General features: G+C 71.1%; 12 protein-coding genes and 1 tRNA gene. 9 read left to right on the forward strand and 4 right to left on the reverse strand.

Going from position 1 to position 14204, the window contains the following annotated elements:
- Positions 1 to 5 precede the first annotated feature (5 nt).
- On the reverse strand, positions 6 to 515 hold the full coding sequence (locus AB0D31_RS30860) for a gluconokinase (RefSeq protein WP_362729226.1): 510 nt from the start codon (positions 513 to 515) through the stop codon (positions 6 to 8).
- 259 nt (positions 516 to 774) lie between these two features.
- On the opposite strand from AB0D31_RS30860, the gene AB0D31_RS30865 reads away from it, so the two are divergent.
- Both AB0D31_RS30865 and AB0D31_RS30870 read left to right on the forward strand, forming a co-directional pair.
- Positions 775 to 1476: an FCD domain-containing protein gene (locus tag AB0D31_RS30865; protein ID WP_362729228.1), complete on the forward strand. Its 702-nt coding sequence runs from the start codon at positions 775 to 777 to the stop codon at positions 1474 to 1476.
- A gap of 206 nt (positions 1477 to 1682) precedes the next feature.
- Complete coding sequence (locus AB0D31_RS30870; protein ID WP_362729230.1) at positions 1683 to 3140, forward strand: amino acid permease; 1458 nt, start codon at positions 1683 to 1685, stop codon at positions 3138 to 3140.
- A gap of 91 nt (positions 3141 to 3231) precedes the next feature.
- On the opposite strand, the gene AB0D31_RS30875 is transcribed toward AB0D31_RS30870, so the two are convergent.
- The gene (locus AB0D31_RS30875) at positions 3232 to 3939 is read right to left on the reverse strand and encodes a TetR/AcrR family transcriptional regulator (protein ID WP_362729232.1); all 708 of its coding nucleotides are present in this window, start codon (positions 3937 to 3939) and stop codon (positions 3232 to 3234) included.
- Positions 3940 to 4063: 124 nt separating this feature from the next.
- Between AB0D31_RS30875 and AB0D31_RS30880 the strand changes: the two genes are divergently transcribed.
- The 4 genes from AB0D31_RS30880 (at position 4064) to AB0D31_RS30895 (ending at position 9159) form a co-directional block, all read left to right on the forward strand.
- A complete protein-coding gene (locus tag AB0D31_RS30880) occupies positions 4064 to 5566 on the forward strand; it encodes an APC family permease (RefSeq protein ID WP_362729234.1) in 1503 nt (500 codons plus the stop codon).
- A gap of 166 nt (positions 5567 to 5732) precedes the next feature.
- The gene (locus tag AB0D31_RS30885) at positions 5733 to 7376 is read left to right on the forward strand and encodes an amidohydrolase (protein ID WP_362729236.1); all 1644 of its coding nucleotides are present in this window, start codon (positions 5733 to 5735) and stop codon (positions 7374 to 7376) included.
- Positions 7377 to 7438: 62 nt separating this feature from the next.
- On the forward strand, positions 7439 to 8524 hold the full coding sequence (locus tag AB0D31_RS30890; RefSeq protein WP_362729238.1) for an S-(hydroxymethyl)mycothiol dehydrogenase: 1086 nt from the start codon (positions 7439 to 7441) through the stop codon (positions 8522 to 8524).
- Positions 8524 to 9159: an MBL fold metallo-hydrolase gene (locus AB0D31_RS30895; protein ID WP_362729240.1), complete on the forward strand. Its 636-nt coding sequence runs from the start codon at positions 8524 to 8526 to the stop codon at positions 9157 to 9159. The genes AB0D31_RS30890 and AB0D31_RS30895 overlap by 1 nt, the downstream gene beginning before the upstream one ends.
- A gap of 240 nt (positions 9160 to 9399) precedes the next feature.
- On the opposite strand, the gene AB0D31_RS30900 is transcribed toward AB0D31_RS30895, so the two are convergent.
- Positions 9400 to 10332 carry a pseudouridine synthase gene (locus AB0D31_RS30900; protein WP_362729242.1) on the reverse strand — a complete coding sequence of 311 codons (933 nt, stop codon included), beginning with the start codon at positions 10330 to 10332 and terminating at the stop codon, positions 9400 to 9402.
- 196 nt (positions 10333 to 10528) lie between these two features.
- Here AB0D31_RS30900 and AB0D31_RS30905 point away from each other — a divergent pair, with 196 nt between their 5' ends.
- On the forward strand, positions 10529 to 12055 hold the full coding sequence (locus AB0D31_RS30905) for a beta-ketoacyl-[acyl-carrier-protein] synthase family protein (RefSeq protein ID WP_362729244.1): 1527 nt from the start codon (positions 10529 to 10531) through the stop codon (positions 12053 to 12055).
- 72 nt (positions 12056 to 12127) lie between these two features.
- On the opposite strand, the gene AB0D31_RS30910 is transcribed toward AB0D31_RS30905, so the two are convergent.
- Positions 12128 to 12215, reverse strand: a tRNA-Leu gene (locus tag AB0D31_RS30910).
- Between the two features lie 187 nt (positions 12216 to 12402).
- On the opposite strand from AB0D31_RS30910, the gene AB0D31_RS30915 reads away from it, so the two are divergent.
- Together AB0D31_RS30915 and chpH are read left to right on the forward strand one after the other, a co-directional pair.
- Positions 12403 to 13734: a M20/M25/M40 family metallo-hydrolase gene (locus AB0D31_RS30915; RefSeq protein WP_362729246.1), complete on the forward strand. Its 1332-nt coding sequence runs from the start codon at positions 12403 to 12405 to the stop codon at positions 13732 to 13734.
- A 173-nt stretch (positions 13735 to 13907) separates the two neighbouring features.
- The gene (chpH, locus tag AB0D31_RS30920; RefSeq protein WP_267054084.1) at positions 13908 to 14141 is read left to right on the forward strand and encodes a chaplin ChpH; all 234 of its coding nucleotides are present in this window, start codon (positions 13908 to 13910) and stop codon (positions 14139 to 14141) included.
- The last annotated feature ends 63 nt before the right edge of the window (positions 14142 to 14204 follow it).

Here is a 14204-nt window from a genome sequence, read left to right on the forward strand (position 1 = left end):
ATTCCTTAGATGGTGAGCGTGCGCAGCGCGGCGGCGGCCCGCTCCGCGATGGACTCGGGGGTGCCGGAGACGTCGACGGCGACGCCTGCCTCGTCGGGGCCGAGCGGCTGAAGGGTGGCGAACTGCGAGTCGAGCAGCGCGGCGGGCATGAAGTGGCCCTTGCGCTCGGCCATCCGCCGCTCGATGAGCGCGCGGTCGCCGGTCAGGTGCAGGAAGACGACCCCCGGGGCGGCCGCCCGCAGCCGGTCGCGGTAGCTCCGCTTGAGCGCGGAGCTGCTGACGACGCCGCCGAGCCCGGCCCGGCCGTGCGCCCAGGCGCCGATCGCGTCGAGCCAGGGGCCGCGGTCGGCGTCGTCCAGCGCGATGCCCGCGGACATCTTGGCGACGTTGGCCGCGGGGTGGAAGTCGTCGCCCTCGGCGTAGGGAAGGCCGAGCCGTGCTGCGACCAGCGGTCCGATGGTGGTCTTGCCGGTCCCGGCAACGCCCATCACCACGATGGTCAGGGGGGAGTTCATACGGGTGGTGCCTCGCTGTCCTCATCGACATCGATGTCCGTCGCGGCCCACTCAAACTCATTAGGTACGACATATTCAAGAGGTCGTGATGTAAAAGTCATACGTTTGCCGCCTGAGGGGTCGGAGGACGGGGGCCGGAGGGCCCTCCGGAGCCCCCCGGGGGGAGCACGGCGCCCCTCGGCGCCGCTGCAAGGACCCGGCCGACGCTCCCCGCGACGGCGCCCGTGGTCGCCGCCGCGCTCCCCCGTAGGCTTGGCCCATGACGACTGGGGCCCGGGGCCTTCACACGCATGTGCTCGACAGCCTCGGCCTGGCCATCACCGCCGGCGCGTACCCGCCGGGCAGCGTGCTGCGCACCGACGAGCTCGCCCAGCACTTCGATGTCTCGCGCACCGTGGTCCGCGAAGTGGTCCGGGTCCTGGAATCCATGCACCTGGTCGAGTCCCGGCGCCGGGTCGGCGTGACCGTGCAGCCGGCCGAGCGGTGGAACGTCTACGACCCACAGGTCATCCGGTGGCGCCTGGCCGGCGCCGACCGGGCGCGCCAGCTGCGCTCCCTGACCGTGCTGCGCTCCGCCGTGGAGCCGGCCGCGGCCGGGCTCGCCGCGCTGCACGCCACCCCCGAGCAGTGCGCGGCCCTCACCGGGGAGGCGCTCGCCATGGTGGCCACCTCGCGCGGGCGGCAGTTGAAGGCGTACCTCGTGCACGACGTCGCCTTCCACCGGATCGTGCTCAACGCCTCCGGCAACGAGATGTTCGCCCGGCTCGGCGATGTGGTCGCCGAGGTCCTCACAGGCCGCACCCACCACCAGGTGATGTTCCCCGACCCCGATCCGCCGGCCGTCACTTTGCACGTGCGGGTGGCCGAGGCGATCCGCGAGCGCGATGCGGCGGAGGCCGAGCGGCTGACCCGGGAGATCGCGCTCGGTGCCCTCCAGGAGCTGGACGTCCTCGCACCCTAGGTACGCTGAGCAACAAAAACACGCACCGGATACCTTTCGGTTACCTCAGAAACACCTCAAATCTGCTCGTACGTGACATTGGCCACTGCCAAACTGTGCCGACAGCGGGGACTATGGGCCGCCGGCCCGCGCCGGGTGACGACCTGCATCACCGACGCGACCGGTCCCGCACGACCGCATGACCCCTCACAAAGGCGAACTACTCCATGAGTGACCGCACCATGCCTGCGGCCGAGCCCCAGAGCGCCCCCGCGGGGGCGACGGCGGGGACCCCCCACATCGACGCCGGTGACGCCGGTTACAGCAAGGACCTCAAGTCCCGCCACATCAACATGATCGCCATCGGCGGCGCGATAGGCACCGGCCTCTTCCTCGGTGCCGGCGGCCGTCTCGCGGGCGCGGGCCCCTCCCTCGCGATCGCCTACGCGGTCTGCGGCGTCTTCGCCTTCTTCGTCGTACGGGCACTCGGTGAGCTCGTGCTCTACCGCCCCTCCTCGGGCGCCTTCGTCTCCTACGCCCGTGAGTTCATGGGCGAGAAGGGCGCCTACACGGCGGGCTGGCTGTACTTCCTGAACTGGTCGACCACCGCCGTAGCCGACATCACCGCGGCCGCGACCTACGCCCACTTCTGGGCCATGTTCAGCGACGTCCCGCAGTGGGTCTGCGCGCTCGTCGCACTCGCGGTCGTCCTCGCCGCCAACCTCATCTCGGTGAAGTACTTCGGCGAGATGGAGTTCTGGTTCGCGATCATCAAGGTCGTCGCCCTGGTCGCCTTCATGCTCGTCGGCATCTACCTCGTGGTGACCCAGCACGACGTCGACGGCTCCACCCCGGGCTTCGCCAACATCACCAGCCACGGCGGCATCTTCCCGATGGGCATGCTGCCCATGCTGCTCGTCATCCAGGGCGTCGTCTTCGCATACGCCTCGGTCGAGCTGTGCGGCGTCGCCGCCGGCGAGACGGAGAACCCGCAGAAGATCCTGCCCAAGGCGATCAACTCGATCATGTGGCGCGTCGGCATCTTCTACGTCGGCTCCGTGGTGCTGCTCGCGCTGCTGCTGCCGTACACCGAGTACTCCGAGGGCCAGAGCCCGTTCGTCACCGTCCTCGACAAGATCGGCGTGCCGGGGGCGGCCGGCGTGATGAACCTCGTGGTCCTCACCGCGGCGCTCTCCAGCCTCAACTCCGGCCTGTACTCCACCGGCCGCATCCTGCGCTCGATGTCCCTCGCGGGCTCCGCGCCCAAGTTCGTCGGCGTCATGAACAAGGGCAAGGTGCCCTACGGCGGCGTCCTGTTCACCGCCTTCTTCGGCATCCTCGGTGTCGCGCTGAACGGCGTCGTGCCGGACGACGCCTTCGAGATCGTGCTGAACTTCGCCTCCATCGGCATCCTCGGTACCTGGGCGATGATCATGATCTGCTCGCTGCTGTTCTGGCGCCGCGCCAAGGAGGGCCACCTGGAGCGGCCCTCCTACAAACTGCCCTGGGCGCCCTACACGCAGATCGTGACGCTGGTCTTCCTCGCGACCGTCGCGTTCCTCATGTGGTACGGCGGGGGAGTGGGCCGCACCACGATCTACTGCCTGCCGATCATCGCGGCGCTGCTCGTCGGCGGCTGGTACGTCGTACGCAAGCGGGTCGGCGCGCTCGCCTCGGGCGAGTAGCCCCGGCCCCTCGCAAAGAGGGCGGCCCTCCCGGACACCCGGGGGTGCCGCCCTTTTTCACGCCCGTACGCCGCTCCCACCCGTCCTGCAATCACGCGCGTACGTGCTGCAAGCGGGCCGCGGCCGCCGCGAGCATCATCTCCAGGGCCGCCGGATAGGCGCTGCGGCCCATCTCCGCCACCAGCGTCGGCGCGGTGGCGGCCACATGTGGATGGGTGTCCGCGCCGAGCCGTGCGTACCGCTCGCGCCAGGTCCGCTCCTCCAAGGCCCGGGACTCCTCCGGCAGGGTGAGCACGGTGGCGTCGAGCGCCGCGAACGCCAAGGTCTGGTCCACGAACACGTGGTAGATCCGCACCGCCTCCGCATCCGGGAACCCGGCCCCGCGCAGGATCGAGAGGATCGTCTCCACCGACCGCATCTCGTGCACACGCCCGGTCACCCGGGTGCAGGTCAGCACCGCCGCCTGCGGGTGCGCCTGGTAGTCGGCGTGGATGCGCAGCCCCAGCGAGCGCAGGTCCGCCCGCCAGTCGCCGGACGGCCGCCACACGCGCAGAGTGCGCCCGATCAGCTCGTCCGCCACCGCGAGCAGCAGATCGTCGGTGTCCTGGAAGTAGCGGTAGAGCGCGCTCGGATCCGCGCCGAGCGCGCTACCGAGCCGCCGCACCGTCAGCGCCGCGGCGCCGTGCTCGCCGATCAACCGCAGCGCCGTCTCCACGATCAGCTCCTCCGACAGGACCGTGCCCCGCTTGGTCGGCCGGCGGCGCCGCCGCTCCCCGTCCGCCACGACTCGCTCGCTCATGCGGCCGCACCCTAGTGACCCGCACTCCTTATGACAACGCCGTTGACGCAACCTCGCCATCCGGAGTTCGATGTGCCGCCATCGGGGCCGACGAGCGCCCCCGTGGTCTGGCGAAGGAGCCCGGATGCGCACTCCCCACGGCAGTGACGACCCACCCGTCCTGCGCAAGAGCCTCGGCGTCCTCGACGGCGTCGCCATCGCGGCCTCCTCCACCGCGGCCACCACCAGCATCGGCATAGGACTCGGCGTCACGGCCGGCGCCGTCGGCCTGCACCTGCCGATCGTCATGCTGCTCGCGTTCGTCCCGATCCTGGGTATCGCCGGCGCGTACACCCGGCTCAACAAGGTCGAGCCCAACATGGGCAGCGGCTATGTGTGGGTGGGCCGCTCGCTCAGCCCCTGGCTGGGCTTCCTCACCGGCTGGATCGGCATCGTCTCCACCGTCGTCTTCCTCGCCTACACCACCGCCGTCACCGGCTCCGCGCTGCTCCAACTGGCCGGCGAAACAGGGCTCCACACCCTCGCGGGCCTGCGCCTCGACCCCGACTCCACCGCCCAGTCCACCGCGATCGGCATCGTCGTCCTCATCGCCGTCACCTTCACCGCGGTCATCGGCACCCGCTCGGCCGCCACCCTCCAGAAGTGGCTCCTGGTCTTCGAGTACGCCGTGCTGCTCGGCTTCTGCGGCTACGGGCTCGTCAAGGGCCCGCACCCCTTCAGCCTCGACTGGCTGAACCCGTTCACCATCCCCTCCGGCCAGGCCCTCGCCCAGGGACTGCTGCTCTCCGTCTTCTGCTACTGGGGCTTCGAGTCGACCTTCAGTGTCAACGAGGAGATACGCGACCCCCAAGACGCCTCCAAGGCCGGACTCATCACCCTGTTCACCATGCTCGGCCTGTTCCTGCTCGGCTCCTTCGCCTTCCAACGAGTGCTGTCCGCCGATGAGTTGGTGGGCCACGGAGCCCAGGGGCTCACCTTCTTCGGCGACCGCCTCGCCGCCCGGCCGCTCGCCGCCCTCCCGCTGGTCGCCCTGGTCTTCTCGGCGATCGCCTCGCTCCAGTCCGGCGTCATTCCCACCGTGCGCGGCATGTTCGCGATGAGCCGGGACCGCACCCTGGGCCCGCTCTGGCTCAAGGTCAGCCCCCGGTACGGGACCCCCGTCGCGGGCACCCTCGCGATCGGCTGCGTCGCCGCGGCCATCGCCGTCCTCTCGTTGCTCATCCCGAAGATCGGCGACCTGATCCTGGCCTCGGTCAACGCCATCGGGATCGTGGTGTCCCTCTACTACGCGCTGACCGCCCTGGCCGCGGCGAGCCGGTTCCGCGGCGCGCTGCGAGAGAGCGTGGGCGAAGCCGTACGGGCCGTGGTGATCCCGGCCCTGAGCGCCCTGTTCCTGCTCGGGCTCGGCGCCTACCTGGCCTGGACGTTCTACACCTCGGCCGACCACTTCGAAGTCAGCCCCGACAACGGCTGGTTCATGCTGGCCTGCCCCGCGGCGATGCTGCTCAGCGGGTTCGCCGTGGGCGCCTGGGCCAAGTGGGTAAGGAAATCCCCGTACTTCGCCACGGGCCTGTCGGCCGCGGAGGCGGAACGGGCGCCGCTGGGTGCCTCCGCCGAAGCCCTCTGAACCTCTGAACCTCTGAACCTTCTGAGCCCTCTGAGCCCTCTGAACCCGAGCCACCCCCCTCCCGCTCGCCCTCCCTCCCTCCCTGCACGTATCCCTGCACGCACACTGCCTGCATGTACTCCTCGCGTTGTCCCTTGAGTTCTCCTCCAAAGGAACGGAAACCAGCATGCGCCACGATCCCGCCGACCTCGTCTTCACCGGAGGCCCGGTCCTCACCCTCGACGCCGCCCGGACCCGCGCCACCACCGTGGCCGTCACCGGGGGCCGCATCACCGCCGTCGGTCACGACGAGGTGCGCGACCTCATCGGCCCGACCACTGAAGTCGTCGGCCTGGCAGGCAAGTTGCTGATCCCCGGCTTCCAGGACGCCCATGTCCACCCCGTCTCGGCCGGCATCGAGCTGGCCCGCTGCGACCTCACAGGCCTGCGGACGGCCACCGACACCCTGGCGGCGGTACGGGCCTACGCCGACGCCCACCCCGAGCAGGAGTGGATCACCGGCGGCGGCTGGTCGATGGAGGCCTTCGAGGGCGGCAGCCCCACCCGTGACCTCCTCGACCGCGCGGTGCCCGACCGCCCCGCCTACCTCCCCAACCGGGACCACCACGGCGCCTGGGTCAACACCCGTGCCCTCGCGCTCGCCGGGATCACCCGCTCCACCCCCGACCCCGCCGACGGCCGCATCGAGCGCGACGCGGCGGGCGAACCGACCGGGCTGCTCCAGGAGGGGGCCATGGAACTGGTCGGCCGGCTCACCCCCCGCGCCACCCCCGCCGAACGGCTCGCCGCGCTGCTGCGCGCCCAGGCCCACCTCCACTCGTACGGGATCACCGCCTGGCAGGACGCGATCGTCGGGAGCTTCGGCTCGATGGACGACCCCGCCGACGCCTATGTGGCCGCCGCCCGCGACGGCTCGCTGACCGCGCGGGTCGTCGGCGCCCTGTGGTGGGACCGCGAGCGCGGCGCCGAGCAGATACCCGAACTGGTCGATCGGCGGCGCGAGTTGAGCCAGGGCCGCTTCCGCGCCGGTACGGTGAAGATCATGCAGGACGGTGTCGCCGAGACCGGCACGGCCGCGCTGCTCGGCCCCTACCTCGACGCCTGCGGGTGCGCCACCGCCAATACGGGCACCAGTTTCATCGACCCGGTTCAACTGCGGTCGCATGTATGCGAGTTGGACGCGCTCGGCTTCCAGGCCCATTTCCACGCGCTCGGCGACCGTGCCGTGCGCGAGGCGCTCGACGCCGTGCAGGCGGCCCGGGAGAAGAACGGATGGAGCGACACCCGGCCGCATCTCGCGCACCTCCAGATCGTCCACCCCGACGACATCGGCCGCTTCCGCGCGCTCGGCGCCACCGCCAACATCCAGCCCCTGTGGGCCTCCCACGAACCCCAGATGGACGATCTGACCATCCCCTTCCTCGGCGCCGAACGCGCGGGATGGCAGTACCCCTTCGCGGCGCTGCTCGGCGCGGGCGCGACGGTGGCGGCGGGCTCGGACTGGCCGGTCAGCAGCCCCGATCCGATGCAGGGCATCCACACGGCGGTGAACCGGGTCGCGCCCGGCGAGAACGGTCCGGTGTTCCTGCCCGCCCAGCGGATCGGCCTGACCGCCGCGTTCGCCGCGTACACCTCGGGCGCCGCGTATGTGAACCACCTCGACGACACGGGCTCCATCCGTGCGGGCGCCCTCGCCGATCTGGCAGTGCTCGACCGCGACCCGTACGCGGGGCCGCCCGAGGAGATCGGCGCCACCCGGGTGCTCGCGACCTATGTAGGAGGCCGACGCGTACACCACGTCTCCTCATAGGGTGTATTCCTGATACGTCCGACGGTCTGGAACTCCGACGGCATGAAACAGGGAGTGGCGGCATGGCGCAGCAGGTCCAAGGGGTCATCGCACCGGGCAGGAACCAGCCCGTACGGGTGGAGACCATCGTGGTGCCCGACCCGGGCCCCGGCGAGGCCGTGGTGAAGATCCAGGCCTGCGGGGTCTGCCACACCGACCTGCACTACAAGCAGGGCGGCATCAACGACGACTTCCCGTTCCTGCTCGGCCATGAGGCGTCCGGGATCGTGGAGTCGGTGGGCGACGGCGTCACCGACGTCGCACCCGGCGACTTCGTGATCCTCAACTGGCGTGCGGTGTGCGGCAGTTGCCGCGCCTGTCTGCGCGGACGCCCGCAGTACTGCTTCAACACGCACAACGCGCAGCAGAAGATGACGCTTCTCGACGGCACCGAGCTGTCGCCGGCCCTCGGCATCGGGGCGTTCGCCGAGAAGACCCTGGTGGCGGCCGGCCAGTGCACCAAGGTCGACCCGTCGGTCTCGCCCGCCGTGGCCGGCCTGCTCGGCTGCGGCGTGATGGCGGGCATCGGCGCCGCCATCAACACCGGCAACGTGGGCCGGGGCGACTCGGTCGCCGTCATCGGTTGCGGTGGTGTCGGCGACGCGGCGATCGTGGGTGCCAGGCTGGCGGGTGCGGCGCGGATCATCGCCGTCGACATCGACGACCGCAAGCTGACGACAGCCACCTCGATGGGAGCCACGCACACCGTCAACTCCCGCAACCAGGACGTCGTCGAGACGATCCGCGAACTGACCGGGGGCAATGGCGCGGACGTCGTCATCGAGGCGGTGGGTCACCCCGAGACGTACAAGCAGGCGTTCTACGCCCGCGACCTGGCCGGCACGGTCGTCCTGGTCGGCGTGCCCACCCCCGAGATGACCCTGGAGCTGCCCCTCCTCGACGTGTTCGGCCGGGGCGGCGCACTGAAGTCGTCCTGGTACGGCGACTGCCTGCCCTCCCGCGACTTCCCCATGCTCGTCGACCTGCACCAGCAGGGGCGGATCGACCTGGGGGCGTTCGTCACCGAGACGATCGCGCTCGACGAGGTCGAGAAGGCCTTCGAGCGGATGCATGAAGGCGATGTGCTGCGTTCGGTGGTGGAGTTCTGATGAGCCTTCGCGCGCGTATCGATCATCTGGTCACGTCCGGCACGTTCAGTCTCGACGGGGGCACGTGGGACGTCGACAACAATGTGTGGATCGTCGGGGACGACGAGGAGGCCGTCGTCATCGACGCGGCGCACGACGCGGACGCGATCCTGGCGGCGCTGGGCGGCCGCACGCTGCGGGCGATCCTGTGCACCCACGCCCACAACGACCACATCGACGCGGCGCCGGCGCTGGCGGAGGCGACGGGCGCGCCGATCCTGCTCCACGCGGACGATCTCCCGCTGTGGAAGCAGACCCATCCGGACCGGCTGCCGGACGGTGAACTCACCCATGGTGAGGCGGTGTTGGTCTCCGACGTGGTCCTGCGGGTCCTGCACACCCCGGGCCATGCGCCGGGCGCGGTCTGCTTCCACGCGCCGGCCCTCGACACGGTCTTCACCGGCGACACCCTGTTCGCGGGCGGCCCGGGTGCGACGGGCCGCTCCTTCTCCGACTTCCCGACGATCATCGAGTCGCTGCGGGAGCGGGTGCTCACGCTGCCGCCGGAGACTGTGGTGCGGACGGGGCACGGAGACACGACGACAGTGGGTGCGGAGGCGCCGAGTCTGGGGGAGTGGGTGGCGCGGGGCCACTGACCCCTGGCCCCGCTGGGAGTTCGCCTTGGTGGTATGCCGCAGCAGAGGCCCCGTCCTGCACAGTTCCCCGGGCCCCTGGATGGGTTGGCCTTGGCGGTATGCCCAGCAGGGCCCCGTCCCGCGCGGTTCCCCGCGCCCCTGTAGGGCGCCCGGCCTTCCAGGGACGCGACCCCGCGCCCCTGGGAGGCCGCCCGGGGTCGGGCACGCGCTGCCGTCAACGCCGGGCGGCGCGCCCTTGGGTCAGGTGGGCCATTCCGACAGGGCGAGCCGGCTCTCATAGCGGCGCGGGAGGCCATCCACGGGGTCCGTGAACTCCAGCACCCTCGCCAGGAGTTGAAGCGGGGACGAGAAATCCCCTGGCTCCGACTCGGGGCGCACCACCGGATACAGGGGGTCGTTCAGAATGGGCACCCCGAGCCCGTTCATATGGACCCGCAGCTGATGGGTGCGCCCGGTGGACGGCAGCAACCGGTACCGCCCCAGCCCCCCGCGCCGCTCGACCAGCTCCACCCGGCTCACCGCATTGACCTCCCCCACCTCCTCCCGCGCGGCCAGCACCCCCCGCTCCTTCACGATCCGGCTCCGCACGGTGACAGGGAGCGCCACCCCGGGGTCGTACGCCGCCACCGCCTCGTACTCCTTGCGCACCCGGCGCCCGCTGAACAGTCCCTGGTAGACACCCCGGTCCTCGGGCCGCACCACGAACAGGGCGAGCCCCGCGGTCAGCCGGTCGAGCCGGTGGGCGGGCTGGAGCGTGGGCAGCGCGAGGTCCCGCCGCAGGCGGGCCACCGCCGACTCGGTGATGTGCCGGCCCCGCGGAGTCGTCGCGAGGAAGTGCGGCTTGTCCGCGATCACGATGCGCTCGTCGCGGTGGACGATCCCGACCTCGAACGGCACCGGCACCTCGGGCTCGAAGTCCCGGTGGAACCAGACGTACGTACCGGCCCGGTAGCCCTCCGTGCCGCGCAGCACCCCCTGCGCCCCGACGAACCGTCCCTCGCGCAGCATCGCGGCCACCCGCTCCGCACCGATGGCGCCCTCGAATCGGCCCACCAGATGGTCACCGACGGTCGCCCAGGCCCCCTCGGGGTCGGCGGGCAGCCGCACACGCACCGGATCGATGCCGTTGCGCTGTGCGAGCGGTGCGGCCGGGGGTGTTGATCTGCGTCTCACGGAACCAGAGAACCCCACCCGCCCCGCCGAAAGCAAGAGAACCCCAGGTCAGCGCCGCGCCCACGCAACTTGACGCCGGACCCGGGCGGCGAGCGGACCCTCCCTGAACTGCCTTCCGCGCAAAGGGGAGGCATGCTGCCTAGGGGATTGGTATCGAAACGTCCGGGTTCGTGATGGGGCGGAGCAAGGGTTCACGATGAACGAAGAGTCGGTCATGGGCGGCGCCTGCTACCTGCTCACCACGGGCGAACTGGTGCCGGGCGACGTCATCGCGACGGACCCGGACCGGCCCTGGCTCGTGGTGGTGGGCACGGCGCCCGCGTCCGAGACGAGGACCAGGCTCTATCTGCGGCCTCTGACCGGCGGCCCGGACCTGGAGTGTGTGCTGCCGCGTTACGAACGCCAAGTCGTCCGCACCGCACGGGTCGACCCCGCCGACCTGCCCGACCCCGCGTGGGCCGCCACACCCCGGCCGCGCCGGGTGGTGGTGACCGGCCTCGGCGCCCTCACCCCGCTCGGAGGCGACGCGCCGCAGCTGTGGCAGGGACTGCTCGACGGCCGCTGCGGGGTCGGGGTCGAAGAGGGGCCCGGCTTCGACGGGCTGCCCGTACGCCTCGCCGCGCGGGCCGCCGTCGATCCCGCCACGCTGCTGCCCAGAGCGGTGGCGCGCCGGATGAACCGGTCCGCGCAGTTCGCCCTGCTCGCCGCCCGCGAGGCCTGGCGCGACGCGGGACTCGACCCGGCCGGAACCGTGGCGGCGGGGCTGCGTCCGGAACGTACGGGGGTGTCGATGGGCACGATCATCGGCGGCGCCCCGGTGCTGGTCGAGAGCCGGCTCACCCTCGACGGGCGCGGGCCGCGGGCGGTCTCCCCGCACACCACGCCCATGATCGTGCCCTCCGCATCGGCCGCCCAGATATCCAAGGACCTGGACATCCGAGGCCAGTGCAGAACCTTCGTCTCGGCGTGCGCGTCCGGCACGGAGGCGATCGGGCAGGCCATCGACGCCATCCGCGCCGGACGCGTCGACCTCGTCGTTGCGGGCGGCACCGAAGCGGTGATCACCCCGGAGATCCTCGCCGCGTTCGCCGCGATGCGGGCCGTATCGACCCGCAACGGCCGGCCCGAGCACGCCTCGCGGCCGTTCGACGCGGCGCGCGACGGCTTCGTCCTCGGCGAGGGCGCCGGCGTCGTCGTCCTGGAGAGCGAGGAGCACGCCCGCGCCCGCGGCGCCCGCATCTACTGCGAGGCGGCCGGCTGGGGCCTGTCCGCGGACGCCTACAGCATGGTGGCGCCCCAGCCCGAGGGCCGCGGCATCGAAGCGGCGCTGCGCACGGCCCTCGCGGACGCCGGAGCCACGCCCAGCGACGTGGCCCACATCAACGCGCACGCCACGGCCACCGTCGAAGGCGACCGCACCGAAGCCGTCGCCCTGTGCCGGCTCTTCGGCAGCCAGATCCGCGACGTTCCCGTGACCGCGAACAAGGGCGCGCTCGGCCACCTCCAGGGCGGGGCGGGCGCGGTGGAGGCCGTCGCCGCGATCCTCACCCTGCGCGACGGCCTCATCCCGCCGACCGTCGGCTGCGACGACCCCGAGGACGGCCTCGGCCTGGACGTCGTCCGCGAATCCCCCCGCGCCCTGCCGCCCTACGGCGACCTGATCCTCAGCAACTCGTTCGGCTTCGGCGGCCACAACGCGGTGCTGGCGCTGAGGAGAATGTGAACCCGGCGGCCTGCGGCCCCCCCCGCAGCCTCCCGGGAACGCAAAAGAACCCCACCGAAGTGGGGTTCTTGCTGGTGTCCGAGGGGGGACTTGAACCCCCACGCCCGATAAAGGGCACTAGCACCTCAAGCTAGCGCGTCTGCCATTCCGCCACCCGGACAAGGTGTCTGTCTCGCGGGCCGTGCCCGTTCCGACGTGGAAAACAATAGCAAACATCCGGGGGTGCTCGATCACCCCCCTGGCCTGCGTGAACTCCGGATGTCGGCGGGAAGCCGCCCTTGGGCGCCGAGGGGGCGCGGGGGCAGGATGGACAGGGACGACACGGAGCGACAGCGGGAGGAAGCAGCGTGAGCGAATCGAGCACGACCGGGACCGGCGGCGTGAGCGGTGAGGACGAGGTCGTCGACCTCTGCCGCGATCTGATCAGGATCGACACCAGTAACTACGGCGACCACTCGGGGCCCGGTGAGCGTGCGGCGGCGGAGTACGTCGCGGAGAAGCTCGCCGAGGTCGGCCTCGAACCGAAGATCTTCGAGTCGCACAAGGGCCGCGCCTCCACCGTGGCCCGCATCGCCGGCGAGGACCCCTCGCGGCCCGCGCTGCTCATCCACGGCCACACCGACGTCGTACCGGCCAACGCCGACGACTGGACGCACGACCCCTTCGGCGGCGAGATCGCCGACGGCTGTGTGTGGGGCCGCGGCGCGGTCGACATGAAGGACATGGACGCGATGACCCTCGCGGTCGTACGCGACCGGCTGCGCAGCGGCCGCAAGCCCCCGCGCGACATCGTCCTGGCCTTCCTCGCCGACGAGGAGGCCGGCGGCACCTACGGCGCGCGGTTCCTCGTCGACAAGCACCCCGAGCTCTTCGAGGGCTGCACCGAGGCGATCAGCGAGGTCGGCGGGTTCTCGTTCACCGTCAACGAGAACCTGCGGCTCTACCTCATCGAGACCGCCCAGAAGGGCATGCACTGGATGAAGCTGACCGTGGACGGCACCGCAGGCCACGGCTCGATGATCCACAAGGACAACGCCATCACCGAGTTGTCCGAGGCGGTGGCCCGGCTCGGCCGGCACAAGTTCCCGGTGCGGGTGACCAAGACCCTGCGGCACTTCCTCGACGAGCTCTCGGACGCGCTCGGCACCGAGCTCGACCCCGAGAACATGGACGGCACGCTCGCCAAGCTCGGCGGCATCGCCAAGCTGATCGGCGCCTCGCTCCAGAACACCGCCAACCCGACGCAGCTGGGCGCCGGTTACAAGGTCAACGTCATCCCCGGGCAGGCCACCGCCCACGTCGACGGGCGCTTCCTGCCGGGGTACGAGGAGGAGTTCCTCGCCGACCTCGACCGGATCCTCGGCCCGCGTGTCCGGCGCGAGGACGTCCACGCCGACAAGGCGCTGGAGACCACGTTCGACGGCGCCCTGGTCGACGCCATGCAGACCGCGCTGCGCGCCGAGGACCCCATCGCCCGTGCCGTGCCGTACATGCTCTCGGCCGGCACCGACGCCAAGTCCTTCGACGACCTCGGCATCCGCGGCTTCGGCTTCGCGCCCCTGAAGCTGCCGCCGGAGCTGGACTTCGCGGGGATGTTCCACGGCGTGGACGAGCGGGTCCCGGTCGACGGCCTGAAGTTCGGCGTACGCGTCCTGGACCGGTTCATCGACGCGTCCTGAACCGGCGCACTCCGCCGCGCCCCCGCGCGGAGCGCTCGATTAATCGTCTGAGCGTACGTATATGACTGAAAAGAGTGAATGTACTCATATGCTCGTAGCCCCATAACTTCCCCCTCGTTACAGGGTGTGCGGTCCGCGGCTGGGATCGCACATATGCCAACAAGGAGGAAGTAATGATCAAGAAGGTCGTCGCTGCTGCGGCTGTCACTGGTGGTCTGGTTCTCGCGGGTGCCGGTATGGCCGTCGCGGATGCGGGTGCCCAGGGCGCCGCTGTGAACTCCCCGGGTGTCGCGTCCGGCAATGTCATCCAGGTCCCCGTCCACGTGCCGGTGAACCTGTGCGGCAACACGGTCTCCGTGATCGGGCTGCTGAACCCCGCCTTCGGCAACACCTGCGTCAACAAGTGACGTTGTGCCTCAACCCGTAAGGGTCTGAGCCGGGCGGCCCCGGAGTGCGCGCCATGCACTCCG

This window comes from Streptomyces sp. NPDC048361 (assembly GCF_040651795.1).
Taxonomy (GTDB): Bacteria; Actinomycetota; Actinomycetes; order Streptomycetales; family Streptomycetaceae; genus Streptomyces.

Coding starts and splice junctions, on each gene's coding strand:
- AB0D31_RS30890 (WP_362729238.1), top strand. CDS start 7,439: ATGGCGCAGCAGGTCCAAGGGGTCATCGCACCGGGCAGGAACCAGCCC.
- AB0D31_RS30880 (WP_362729234.1), top strand. CDS start 4,064: ATGCGCACTCCCCACGGCAGTGACGACCCACCCGTCCTGCGCAAGAGC.
- AB0D31_RS30865 (WP_362729228.1), top strand. CDS start 775: ATGACGACTGGGGCCCGGGGCCTTCACACGCATGTGCTCGACAGCCTC.
- AB0D31_RS30895 (WP_362729240.1), top strand. CDS start 8,524: ATGAGCCTTCGCGCGCGTATCGATCATCTGGTCACGTCCGGCACGTTC.
- AB0D31_RS30870 (WP_362729230.1), top strand. CDS start 1,683: ATGAGTGACCGCACCATGCCTGCGGCCGAGCCCCAGAGCGCCCCCGCG.
- AB0D31_RS30905 (WP_362729244.1), top strand. CDS start 10,529: ATGAACGAAGAGTCGGTCATGGGCGGCGCCTGCTACCTGCTCACCACG.
- AB0D31_RS30885 (WP_362729236.1), top strand. CDS start 5,733: ATGCGCCACGATCCCGCCGACCTCGTCTTCACCGGAGGCCCGGTCCTC.
- chpH (WP_267054084.1), top strand. CDS start 13,908: ATGATCAAGAAGGTCGTCGCTGCTGCGGCTGTCACTGGTGGTCTGGTT.
- AB0D31_RS30875 (WP_362729232.1), bottom strand. CDS start 3,939: ATGAGCGAGCGAGTCGTGGCGGACGGGGAGCGGCGGCGCCGCCGGCCG.
- AB0D31_RS30860 (WP_362729226.1), bottom strand. CDS start 515: ATGAACTCCCCCCTGACCATCGTGGTGATGGGCGTTGCCGGGACCGGC.